Here is a 12,419-nt window from a genome sequence, read left to right as displayed (position 1 = left end):
TCTTTTTATTTTTTCGTTTTTCTATTCAATTACTTTTATTTTTAAAGGAGGGTCGAAATCAATGGATGAAATTGATAAAAGTATTCTACTGCATTTGCAAGAAAATGCTCGCGTATCATTTACTGAGTTAGGAAAAAAGGTTGGCTTATCCAATCCTGCTGTAAATGAAAGAGTGAAAAAGCTTGAGGAAAAGAAGGTAATTGATGGCTACAGAGCAACGGTCAATCCGGACAATATCGATAAACCTGTCATGGCATTCATTTTATATGACAATACAAAATGTAAGCAGTTTGTTACGTTCTGCAAGGAGCATCCAGATGTCATCGAATGTCATCGTTTAGCCGGACAATACAATTTTTTAATTAAAGTCGTGACGAATAATGTACAGTCTCTTGAGGTATTCATTGATGCATCGATGTTATACGGGCATCCCTCTACCTTAATCCGACTTTCATCTCCTGTCGTTCAAAAGCCGATTAGCTGATGGATAAGAGAACTGCAGAAGATTCTCAGCAAACAGATTGTGCTTTCCGAGAGTGTCTTATGCACTTTTGAAAGTCTTTTAGTCACGAAAGACCTCGGATGTTATACGACCGAATGCGGACATCAGGTACCTTAATTGTGACAAAATCATGTTTTACAATGTGTAAGAGGACACCAGGTTCTTTATTTGCCTAAATCGCCTCCACTTTAGGATTATTACGGATGGATAACGGAACTGGTGTCCGACAAAGTCATAAAAACAACAGTTTTTTAGTAAATAAGGGATCCAATGGCCGCCAAACATATGCTAAAACAATATGAATCAACGAAAACGATTCGACGGTGCGGAATTGGGTAATACAGCACACTAGGTTCATATTTACCAAGATGGCAGCTTTTTCCGTATCAATTCAGCTAGATTGGAATTTTCAATTTATCCTATAAAAATATCGTTTTATTCGTGAAATTTTACTGTTTATCCTGTAATAAATCCGTTTTATCCATAAATAATCAGGTTTTATCCGCTAACTAGAATCATTCTAAATAACCGAATCTCTACTATCCTATAGCGCTACCCTTCACCATGTATATTTTACAGCCAATTCACGCTCTGTTTTCAAGCAGCCAGCAGTCACGATATTTCCCCTCATGATACTCGTGCTCTGGCAACATTTTCACCTTTTCAAACCCACACTTTTCATAGCAGCGGATCGCTCTTTCGTTCCACGTTTGCGGGTCCATAACGACTTTTTCTGCTTGATGAACATTTACTAAATAGTCAACCATTGATGTTACAAGTAGCTGGCCAATCCCTTTATTCCAATAATCGACTTCACCGATGAATTGGTCTATTCCATAAATCGTTCCTGTTTCATCATATCCATAAGTCTTTCTAGTCTCTTTATCTAATGAATAGTATTGAATGTAGCCAATTGGCTCTCTATTATATTTTACTAAACAGCCAGTTACGTCATCGTTACGATAATAAAACGTTTCGTTTACTTTTTCGAGGTCAAAAGGATTGTCTCGACCTTCATAATATTTAAGTACCTTTTGGTCAGAAAGCCATTTTGCAAGTAATTGATTATCTTCTCTCTTTAATGTTCGAACCGATAAATGACCATTTTGAAAAAGCATATAAGATTCCCCCTTTATTACGGATCGTTATACTCTATTATTCTTTTTATGAGACGTCATCTCCTGTAATTAGCTGAATGACCTGTCGTTTTTAAATCGTAATCAAACTCAAGAAATGGCTATTGAAATCCACGACGCTTTCACAAAAGAGCACAAAGAAATACACCTCTGCAGTATCAGAGATGTTTTACACGTTAACCATTCCAATGTTCAGGCAGCGTAAAAGTAGGTGGCAATTTCGTGTTTGTATCCCCCACTGCCGAGTTTAATTGTGCTTCCGTTAGAAAAATACTGCCTTGCAAATTAGCTCCTCTTAAATCCGCATCCCTCAAGTCGGCTCCTATAAAGTCAGCAGACCTTAGATCAGCGCCCCTAAGGTCGGCTGAAATTAAAAAGGCACCTCTTAAGTTTGCTCCACGAAGGTTGGCTCCTTTTAGTTTTGCCCCGATTAAGTCAGTTCCCCTACCTATTTTCATTAGACTCCTGTTCTTCTTTATCACTCTTTTTCGTATTAATTCACTTGTTTGCAGAAGTAAATGATTTACTTCCTCTCTATGAACCGGTATATCAATTTCTAAAATAGATTGAGGACTTAGATTTGTGAGTTTGACTGTTTTTTCATATGCATTCTGTAAATCTTGATGGAGAGACTTAGCCTCATCTAACTGGACTGCTTCATTTATATAATAAAGCATTTCATAAAGCTGCTGCATCACTGGAAACACATCAAACATTTCCTTTGCTAGCATAGGGTCTTCTCGCCAATCAGATCCATCATAAGTGACTTGAGATACCTTTTGCCCTGCACCAAAACATTCATATACTGCACATCCGCGAAACCCATCGCTTCTCAGGTTTTGATGAATACTACAACGATTATTTGACTGCAGATTTGTACAAGGAGTTCCCGCGTCTTTATTAAAAGCAAAGTCAGCAGATTTTGCATAAGGCAAAGCGACACAACATAAACCAAAACATTTCTCACAATCAGCACATAATTGATCCTGAATTTGATCATCGTTCATACGAAGACACCCCCTTTTGTATAACATATCATGTTGATGACTGAAAAACACACTCAATTTCACCGATAGACATAAGTGCGACCTTTCTCTTCGTTCATATTCTCGATGTCTAGGCCTCATCATCTGTTTATACGTGAAACATTCGTTTTATCCTGTAAAAATATCGTTTTATTCGTGAAATTTTGCTGTTTATCCTGTAAAAAATCAGTTTTATCCATGAAAAATCAGGTTTTATCCTGCAAAAATTACGTTTTATCCGCTAACTATAATCATTCTAATTAACCGAGCCTCTACTATCCGTTATTGACCGTCCTCATCATTTAATCGCATTTTCAACCCTTCATGCGTTGCTTTAAAGCCTAAACCTTGATAAAACCGTAGAGCGTCCTTTCTCTTTTTGTCTGTAGTTAATTGGATCAAATGGCAGTTGCGTTGTTTTGCACGGTCAATTGCCCAGTTAATCATTTTCGTGCCTATCCCTTTTCCCCGTATGGACGACGACATCCTTACTCCTTCTATCGTCGCTCGCCACCCGCCTTGATGTGTAAGATAAGGTGTAAAAGTTATTTGTTGAACACCGATTATCTCATCATCCTGATAAGCAATAACTAATTCATTGTTAGGGTCTGATGAAATCGCCTTAAATGCATGATAGTAGCTGTTAGGAAGAGGCTTTTCATACCGCTCTCGTTTACGACCTAAAACATCATCTGCAAGCATTTCCACAATTTTATCAACGTCTTGTTCTGTAGCCAATCTAAAACGTACTTCCCGTTTCATATATTCTCCTCCCGTCCTTCGATCTCTCGTTACATTAAACATATAGAACGGACTGGGTTAAGTAAAATACAAAATAGTTTTTGAATTGCATCATGATTTCTTATCGCTCAGATAATAATGTTTGACGTAAACCTTCCGCTGCAGCCATTGCCTGCTGATCTTGTAAAACTTCCCCAGGTCTGTTTCCTTTCCCTATTATATATCCGCTGAAAGTCGTACCGATAAATTGAAAGATTAATTGAAACTGTTGAATGAGAGGTAGTCCTTTTAATAAAGGAGTATCGCCTCCAACTGCGATCACATATGCTTGTTTACCAGCCATCTTTTCTTTAAATTCAGGGTGTTTCTCGTCTCTCATCGTTTGGGACCAACGATCAATGAATGTTTTCATCGTTCCTGACATACTAAACCAATATATCGGAGTCGCAAAAACTAAAATGTCATGATTAATCATACGAGAGATCAGTGCATCATAATTATCATCTACTTCACTAAACCCTTGATCTTCATGACGTCCATCTTTAACCGGTATAATGGTTTCATCTCGTAAGATGATTTCTTCATAGTCCAATCCTTGTAAAGCCGTTTTCGTTAATAGCTCCGTATTCCCACCTTCTCTTGAACTTCCATAAATAACAGCAATACTCATATTACTTTCCCTCCTGACTCATCATTGTTGTATTATCTCTTGATCTTATTTACTATTTTATATAAGGATCCCAAATCGAAAAAGCTGATAATTCCGATTTTAACGATCATATTTATCGATTAGGGGAGAACAATGAATGAAGATTAACAGCTAATCACGTTTAAAACAGCAGTAGAGCAGTTAAATTTCAGTATGCCTGCTAAAGCACAGTCTAGTAACAAGCTAGTGTTATAGCCTTATCATATGTTTATCCGTGAAATTTTGCTGTTTATCCGGTAAAAAATTTGATTTATCCGCGAAAAATCGGGATTTATCCGCTAACTAGAATTATTCTAATAATGAAAGCCCTATTCCCTCCCCCTAAAATGGAAATTAATGTATCATTTGGAAGAGTAATAACAACGAATGATGTATAATGAAAGATCAGAACTTTACATATATTGAGAGTTTTTTTGGATAGAGGGAGAAGCATAAAAAATGGGGATATTAATGTTAACCTTTTTGATTTTTTACACACTGCTTTTGCCAATGTGTGTCCTACTACATGAAGTGGGACATGGCATCGGTGTTGTATTATCTTCTAAATCTCATGCTCGAATATACTTAGGGGATTGGGATAAAGAGAACAAACATAACTTTAGTATTGGTAGGCTCCACTTTTACATTCGTTGGTCATTTGTGGGATTTTGTGCATGGGACGATCGTTTTGAAAAACAGCAGCGTATTGCGGCTTTAGCTGGAGGACCAATCATGTCACTGCTGCTCGTCTGTTTATTTGGACTACTTATGGCCATAGCTCCACAAGGAGACATACGTTTTGCTTTAACCGGAGTGACAATCTTTAATCTTATTCAGTTTTTCGTAACTGCAATTCCTATGACTTATCCACATTGGATGGGGGCTTATAAAGGGCATCCATCGGACGGTTTGCAACTGTTGCGGTTATTAAGGAGTTAAAATGGATCTAGTCTTCTTAACGCTATCTTCCCTTTTCGGTTTCTATGATTCTAAGCACGCTTGTTTCAAAGATGATAAGAAAAATTAAGATAAAACACCTGTGTGGATAGCCGTATAAGACCTTTTTTGTTACATGGCATAGGTTCACATATATAAAAATAGTCGGAAAAATCTAAGTAGCTCCGCTATTTTAGGGACAATATTAAAAAATCAATCATTTTAGCAGATCAATTAGGTCTACAATTATTAAAGGGAAATTCATCTATATCGTATCAGTGAATGGTTAATTCTTTATGTTAAGGTGAAGTCAAAAGGGAGGTAATTATGGTATTTTCAATTAAACAGTCAGCACGAGAAGTTTTAAGAGGAAATTGGATTAAAGTCGTTAGCTTAATTTTTATTTGCTATTTTATAGGAATACTAGCTGGCACTAATATAACCACAATAAATTTTAAAAGTGATGGAATAAGTATTAGTTTACTAACGTTCTCAACTTCAGATAGTATACTAGGCATTCTACTAGCCGCCTTTATAGGAAGCATAGGTTTCTTTGCTGTCGTTGACTTAATCCATAATATTAAATATCAAGATGGTAGAAAATTTTTGTCCGCTTTCACATATAGCTTTAAGAATAAAAGTTTATTGTTGAAAGGTTTCGTAGTGAACTCACTTATTCGGTTGTTACAATTTTTTGCGGTAATAATATTTGTTTTTGCTATACTTCAATCCCTTTGGATAATTGGTGATCAGAACCTCGATATGACTAAAATTACTATAGGTATCGTTTTGGCATTATTACCTTTACTTCTAGTATGGTTATTTCTAGGTCTCTCTCAAGCAATGTATATACTATATGATAAACCAAAAATAAAACTTACTAAATCAATTTATCTTAGTTTCAAGTTAATGAAGGGTAATAAATGGTCCCTAATTGGGTTATATATTAGTTTCATTGGTTGGTTTTTCTTAGGATTATTAGCTCTAATAATAGGCGTTTTTTGGAGCTTCACATACTTTGAAGCGGCCAGATTTGAGTTTTACCAAATGTTAAAATCAAACGACGGTGAAGTAAACGAACTTATTAGTTAAATCTCATTCCAAATTGTTCATATCGCTAAATATTTACCGTCATTTTCTACATTTAAAAAGGAATGCATTTTACAGACTTCGTTAATGAGTCAGGGTATCAAATTTCTTTCGAACAAATTTTTTACGAGCCAAGAACACTTGATGTGTACCTTAGGATCATTAACCGACTTACTCATCTTCCCTCACCCTGACAGTCATGTACAAGCTTTATAAATCGACTTTACGTATTCTGTTACTTATGATGATTATATGACATGGGACGATAGCGAACAATTTCATGGAGACGCATTTCGAATCTATGAAAAATCAAATTATATTTGTACAACAGGAAAGTTCATTGGACACGTTTTTCCAAACAAAAAATGAACACACTACTCGCTACCTTGATGAATATCATCTTACAATACGAACCAACTATTACAGAAATAGATTCGGAAGAGATAAAGTAGTTTGGAGAAAGGTGTGGACAAATTCGTTATGTCTCACGCCTTTCATTTTGTGGAAGGTAAACAATACATCCTATTTTGTTAGGATGGTCTTGGACGAAACTCCTTTTAGGAAATTTCCTTAACGTATGGATGATCATTAAGTCTCCTATTGAAACCGTCGTCATAAAAATACCAATGATTGCGATAAGACCATTTCCATATAAATATCCTATTATAGTCGGAAAAATGCCCAATACGATTGGGAGTAAAACCGCAATACGGTAATGATTTATTTTTAAAGGCACTTTGCAGTGAGCATAGGGCATTAGTTGCTTCCACATAACCCCTAATTTTATTTCGCTCCATTTAGCTCCACCGATCAAGGTATAACCTACTAAATGCAATATTTCATGGAGAATAATAAGTAAAACAAACCAAAATAGCGCATATAACAAGGAAAAATCTGCTACCATGCCAATACCCCAAATGAATCCGTAAGGAATCACTAACACTAAAATAAGCAAGATTGCTAGGACGGTTCCAATGAAATTTACTTTTTCCGGGTTCATCGTCTCATCAATTTTTTATAAGAATCTAGTCTATTCGTCTCCATACCGATGCCTCTCTCGATTTTCTTTTTTCACCGTTCTCAACACATTGTGTTCCTTTTTCAAAGCTCTGACGGATGATTCTTGATTCACTCCATATTTGCCTTCCATTGCAAGGAAAAAACGTGTTAGAGTCTTTCCTTTCCCATAACTACTTTTCACCTCATTAAGAGGGTGGATAGACCTACGATAGCCCCTATGAATCCCCCACCTACGCCGAAAGGAAGAACCTTCACGACGTAATCATAGACTGGAACGTACTCTGTACTATAACCTAATTCAAAATCATAAACCTCTTTATAATTGACAAATAAAATGGCTACTGACAACCCAATAACAAGCCCATAAACAAACCACTTATGTATCACTTTTTCCACATGAAAACTACCTTTTTATTCAAGTTTCCTCTCTTGATAGTCTCTTATCTTTATCATCTATCACATAAAACCGGCGGTTGGTTGCTTCCTGATCAATATATTGAGTAAAGGATGAACGATCATTTTTAAAAAATTAGTCAAAAAAATTTATCGATACCTCGTTTATGACATCATGAATGTTTCGTGTTTCTTCAGACGGACCGTTTCCACTGAAGATTTCCACGCTATACATTCATTTTAGTTCCATTGCCATTTCATACTGTTCAATCATGACATCGAGTCCTCTTCTCTTAAGGAAATGAATCGTCTTCGTATCCCGTTTATCTATATTAAGTATAGATACCTTTGAATGTTTTTCACCAATCTTTCGGAATAGTGTGGCACCAATTCCTTGTTCGCGAAATTCCTCTCGGACACCAAATTGTAGAATGGATCCAGTCGTAGAATTGACGACAGCATATCCATGTAAATGGTCTTCTTCTCCGATGAGATACACTTCATATAAATGAGGATTTCGTAAAATCGCATGGATTGATTGTTCCCAAGAGGGTTCATAGTTCCATAAATTCGTCACACTGTCCCAATCAAATTGATCTGTAGTTGTTGTTCTGATTTCTATGTTTTCTCGGAAGGAATGATCTTTTATTTCGATGGAACCTTTGAAACAAATGAGCTCTCTTTTAATCTCAAAACCTATATTGCGGTATGCCTTTATTGCTTTTTCATTCATCTGAATCACTTCAAGCATCACTTGCTTAACGTTATCTGCTTTTAAACTAGGAATGGCTTGATGATATATTTCTCCTACAAGTCGTCTACCTCTGTACTCTGGAATGACGCCAGTCCCAACATTAAAAGCTATTTTTTCGCCTTGCTTTTCATGTATGCCATGCATAATAAACGCGACTAACTTGTTGTCTCGGCCAAACGCCCCAAACGATAATTGATCATTTACCCCAGCTCCATTAAACCTGCTAGATAAATATTCCGCAGATGCATGAAAAGGAATGACATAGTCAGAAAATGCTTCATTAAAACAAGTTGTGAACTCCTGCATATCAATATTTTCAAGACTTCGAATGATCATGATGCTTCCTCCTATATTTCTAATGTCAACCAACGATAATCTCACTTTGTGAATAATACCGAATTTTCTTACCGTGCTCCTTCGCATAGTCAATCTCTTTTTTCGTGCTTTCACCAATGTACCCATCAACATCAATGACGAAAATTTCATCCGACATATCGATTTTTCGGAAATGGATGTCGGCAAAAAGCTTTGCTTGCTCGTCCGTGATGTCAATGCCTTCACTCTGTTCGAAGAAACCGAGACTAATCACGATATTACCTTCAAGCGTCAAGGAAGCATTAGCTTTCTCAAACTGTTCTTTAAACTTTGTCGAACCGCATAACGTAATGACCTTCACATCGAATACCTGCTTTCAACGATATAAGCTCCTTTCTTTCATGTTAACATATTTAACCAATCGAAGGAGTAGCAATAAACTGAATATGCAGGCTAATAGGAAAAATTCAAAGTGATGGATTCTTCGCCTACTTTATTAAAAAGGTCGTATTCGTTCTTATCCCAATCTGACTAATTAATACTCTGGTCTACTCAGGTTTTCCCTTTGATTTTAATAAATATAGAAAGAGCCGCAATTCAATGCAGCTCACTTCCTTTTAAAAAATATTTATACTATTGAAGGTCGATACTGTTCGATAAGCCGACACAATTTTTCCCGTAAATTAATAAGCCAATCCGGATACTCTTGTGATTCCTCAATATCGACTGATCTAATGATTTTCGCAAAAGAAATTAATTTATGCAATCTGATAAATCCGTCATACTCATGAAGAATATCTAAATCTAATGTTGTTTCACTTTGGTAGCCTTCGATAAATGTCTTTATTACCGGAGATTCGAGACTGAAAACTTCTATTTCCCGAAGAGCGTATATAATATCCGCTGCATACCAATAGCTTGAGCAATCATCAAAATCTAGGATACCTATCTTATCTTTTTCAAATACAACATTATCAAGCTCGAAATCATAATGGATCAGACCATAATTCTCCTTTGAAATGTTCAACCTGTCTGCCCATGAAATCAAGCGGTCCATCTCTTCATATGCTTCCTTATCATAAGAAGGTAGGATTTCCTTTATCGTTAGAATCCGGTCTTTCCAAGTTGGCCTGTTCATTTCATATGTTTCCGGAAGTTGTTTAAACGCTTCATGTAACTTGCCTAAAGAGCTACCCCATAAAAAGATTTGCTGACTATTTAGTTCAGTGGTTTCATAATGTTTGCCTCGCAAAGCTTCAAACACGACAGCATAGAAGGTTCCGAGCTCCGTTTCCACTGCTTCAACATAGCTTCCATTTGTTGATCTCACCGGTTGAGCGACATTTAACGAAGGATCATTGAGTGCTTGCAAAATGCGAAGTTCGGCTTGTATCATATCGAGATCCCTTTCACACGAATCATTGAATCTTAAATAATATTCTTTTCCATCTTTCTTAAATTGGAAGATAAAATTGGCACTTGCCCGCAAGCAAAGTACAGAGCCATGATCATACCCCCACCTTTCTAAGATGAACTCAGCTAAAGGGCTTCTCCATTCACTGTCAACCGTATCCATTACTTTCTTCATTGTACTTAACTTCATCATGAATAAAACATCCCTTCTTTTATTAGTACAGAAATACTCAATAAGTCAGGGAGGATGTTCCATAAAAAAAGAGCACAACGTGTCATACATTGGCTCTCTCGTCTCTATGAGATGTTTTTATGTTTATGAAAGCCCCTAAAAGTCAGGCTCCATCACTCAAAAACAGCTTTCAATTAAATATATAAAGGTGAGGATAGAACGTGACTTAACTTATTGATTTTAATAAACATTCTATCTTCACCCCTTTCGAATTTTTGTAATTTTATTATAATTCTTGTAATTAAAGATAGCAAGTTTTTTTATTGAATGAAGTTCCTCGAAATCGAGATGCAATGACCAATAACCTGCGACCCGAACTAGTAATCATGGTGAAACTCTTCAATATCGTTAAAAATAGAATGGTAGATCCAGTCAGGAGTATCGTTTATATTAGTCGAATTAGAAGGTTCTCCGTATCCCCAGCCTAACATGCCATCATCTTTATGTACGAAGCCTGTCGTATGTTCTGTAGCAGGGTATGCTTCAGCCTGTTCGTACGAAAGATCTTCATGTTGGAACACTAAATCAATAGAATCAACATTCATAAAAAATACCGGAACGTGGATGGAGGAGAAAACTGGTGTCCATTCAGATTGCGACAGCTCATCAAAGTAAGGCGCTGTAATGAAATATGCATCGAATTCTTCTACTTTTAACGACTCAGGATCAGTCGAATAAAACATAACGTTATCAAAATCCTCGTCAGGGATTTCACCAATAACACCAATGTTTAAGTCACTTCCATCATAGTATACCTCATCATCGTAACTACCGATGTGAAAATCTACCGAACATCCAACCAACATGATAGTTGAAACTATGATCAAAATTATGCGTAACATCATTATCACCTCGCACTATAGCGCTTATATTGGCAGTTCATGACTGTTTTTTCTATGTCTTTTGCTTAAACGGCATATAAGATAGCTTTTTCCACAACCATTCTAGTGGACCTGTGCCCATTGTTTTGACAAACAGATGAGCTGCAATCATCATGACAATACTAATACCTATCCAAGCCGCAAATACGGCGTATGGATGGTTAACTGGCGCAAGGTTTAACCCCCAACTGTAAAACAAAAAGGAAGCAATAATATTTTGCAGTACATAACAACTTAGTGCCGATTTTCCAATTGCCTCAAAACGGGATAACAGCCATTTCCACCAGCCTTTTTCAAGCATCAAAGCAAGTAGTCCAATGTAGCCAAGTGAAAGTACAGGGGCAAACAAATAGCGAACTGGTAAATCGAATAATCCTCCAGGGATAAGAAAGAGCATATTTAAAGGCAAACCAAGACCGATCCCCCATTTTAATAGGTTTCTACGAATCTTTCTTCCTTTCTCATTTTCGTGAAATGCACCACTCCGGAAAAGACGAATTCCTATAATATAGAGCGTAATATTCATCAATAAGATAGCGATGGCTTCGGCACGCAAACCGATAAAGTCGCTCATACGATATGTAACTTGTTCCCAATATCCACCTTCTGTGTAAAGTTGCTCGACATCACTAAATCCTCTTACAATTTCAGTCATGACCGTTTCATCACGGAGCATAGCCGTCCATATGAGGGAAAAGATGGCAACACCAATGACATGGACAATTGCAGCACGTTTCATCCAGCGATTCATGGAAGCTTCACCCTTGCGGATTAGAAAAGCAACGATAATCCCAGTAAGTGCATAGCTCATTAAAATATCATACTCAAACACGAATAAATAATGGAGTAATCCGTCTAAAAACAAAAGGACCATTGTCCATATATAAAATGATAACCAAGGCAATCCATCCCGTTGTGCTTTCCGGTATTTTAACTCTAGTCCGATCCCAAACATGATCGTCAATAATCCAAGTAATTTACCATTCACAAAGACAGCTTGTAATGCGGTAAGTCCACCTTCAAAGCTATCAATCCATTCCCCTGATGACAACAAAGAAAAAACATCTCCTGGCTGAGCAAAAATCCAAATATTCGTTCCTAGTGTTCCGATAATGGCAAAACCACGTAATATATCGAGTAAGCGAATACGCTTAGACTGTTCCATCAAAATTCCCCTCCTTTACGTCCACAGCCACTTCATAAAGTGGGAGAGATTGCTTAACGTCTTTATAACCTCTCACTTCATTTCTTTTACTAAACATGCAGTAATAATAGAAACCACTTTCTATTTTTC

General features: G+C 36.7%; 14 protein-coding genes. 3 read left to right on the top strand and 11 right to left on the bottom strand.

Annotated elements, in window-relative coordinates; all coding sequences use genetic code 11:
- Nucleotides 1–61: 61 nt before the first annotated feature.
- Nucleotides 62–484: an Lrp/AsnC family transcriptional regulator gene (locus CD001_RS05325; protein ID WP_096186526.1), complete on the top strand. Its 423-nt coding sequence runs from the start codon at nt 62–64 to the stop codon at nt 482–484.
- Between the two features lie 602 nt (nt 485–1,086).
- Here CD001_RS05325 and CD001_RS05320 read toward each other — a convergent pair.
- The 4 genes from CD001_RS05320 to CD001_RS05305 form a co-directional block, all read right to left on the bottom strand.
- Complete coding sequence (locus CD001_RS05320; protein ID WP_096186525.1) at nt 1,087–1,620, bottom strand: GNAT family N-acetyltransferase; 534 nt, start codon at nt 1,618–1,620, stop codon at nt 1,087–1,089.
- 194 nt (nt 1,621–1,814) lie between these two features.
- Nucleotides 1,815–2,645, bottom strand: coding sequence for a pentapeptide repeat-containing protein (locus CD001_RS05315; protein ID WP_096186524.1), 831 nt, complete (start codon nt 2,643–2,645; stop codon nt 1,815–1,817).
- 300 nt (nt 2,646–2,945) lie between these two features.
- Complete coding sequence (locus CD001_RS05310) at nt 2,946–3,425, bottom strand: GNAT family N-acetyltransferase (RefSeq protein WP_096186523.1); 480 nt, start codon at nt 3,423–3,425, stop codon at nt 2,946–2,948.
- A gap of 100 nt (nt 3,426–3,525) precedes the next feature.
- Nucleotides 3,526–4,074, bottom strand: coding sequence for a flavodoxin family protein (locus tag CD001_RS05305; RefSeq protein ID WP_096186522.1), 549 nt, complete (start codon nt 4,072–4,074; stop codon nt 3,526–3,528).
- A gap of 477 nt (nt 4,075–4,551) precedes the next feature.
- Between CD001_RS05305 and CD001_RS05300 the strand changes: the two genes are divergently transcribed.
- Complete coding sequence (locus CD001_RS05300) at nt 4,552–5,031, top strand: hypothetical protein (protein ID WP_257009712.1); 480 nt, start codon at nt 4,552–4,554, stop codon at nt 5,029–5,031.
- Between the two features lie 324 nt (nt 5,032–5,355).
- Nucleotides 5,356–6,120 carry a DUF975 family protein gene (locus CD001_RS05295; RefSeq protein ID WP_096186521.1) on the top strand — a complete coding sequence of 255 codons (765 nt, stop codon included), beginning with the start codon at nt 5,356–5,358 and terminating at the stop codon, nt 6,118–6,120.
- Nucleotides 6,121–6,595: 475 nt separating this feature from the next.
- Here the strand turns inward: CD001_RS05295 and CD001_RS05290 are convergent, their stop codons facing one another.
- From CD001_RS05290 to CD001_RS05260, 7 genes are all read right to left on the bottom strand, one after another.
- On the bottom strand, nt 6,596–7,117 hold the full coding sequence (locus tag CD001_RS05290) for a DUF3267 domain-containing protein (protein ID WP_096186520.1): 522 nt from the start codon (nt 7,115–7,117) through the stop codon (nt 6,596–6,598).
- 197 nt (nt 7,118–7,314) lie between these two features.
- Nucleotides 7,315–7,533 carry a hypothetical protein gene (locus CD001_RS05285; protein ID WP_096186519.1) on the bottom strand — a complete coding sequence of 73 codons (219 nt, stop codon included), beginning with the start codon at nt 7,531–7,533 and terminating at the stop codon, nt 7,315–7,317.
- 232 nt (nt 7,534–7,765) lie between these two features.
- Entirely contained in the window at nt 7,766–8,620 is an 855-nt protein-coding gene (locus tag CD001_RS05280) for a GNAT family N-acetyltransferase (RefSeq protein WP_179298609.1), read from the bottom strand.
- 25 nt (nt 8,621–8,645) lie between these two features.
- A complete protein-coding gene (locus CD001_RS05275) occupies nt 8,646–8,960 on the bottom strand; it encodes a hypothetical protein (protein WP_096186517.1) in 315 nt (104 codons plus the stop codon).
- Between the two features lie 267 nt (nt 8,961–9,227).
- On the bottom strand, nt 9,228–10,205 hold the full coding sequence (locus CD001_RS05270) for a phosphotransferase enzyme family protein (protein WP_096186516.1): 978 nt from the start codon (nt 10,203–10,205) through the stop codon (nt 9,228–9,230).
- A gap of 356 nt (nt 10,206–10,561) precedes the next feature.
- Entirely contained in the window at nt 10,562–11,089 is a 528-nt protein-coding gene (locus CD001_RS05265; protein ID WP_218839239.1) for a hypothetical protein, read from the bottom strand.
- Between the two features lie 49 nt (nt 11,090–11,138).
- Nucleotides 11,139–12,290 carry a DUF418 domain-containing protein gene (locus CD001_RS05260; protein ID WP_096186514.1) on the bottom strand — a complete coding sequence of 384 codons (1,152 nt, stop codon included), beginning with the start codon at nt 12,288–12,290 and terminating at the stop codon, nt 11,139–11,141.
- Nucleotides 12,291–12,419 lie beyond the last annotated feature (129 nt).

Source organism: Evansella halocellulosilytica (genome assembly GCF_002335745.1).
GTDB lineage: Bacteria > Bacillota > Bacilli > Bacillales > Salisediminibacteriaceae > Bacillus_CA > Bacillus_CA halocellulosilytica.
This window is presented reverse-complemented; position numbering and strand designations above follow the sequence as displayed.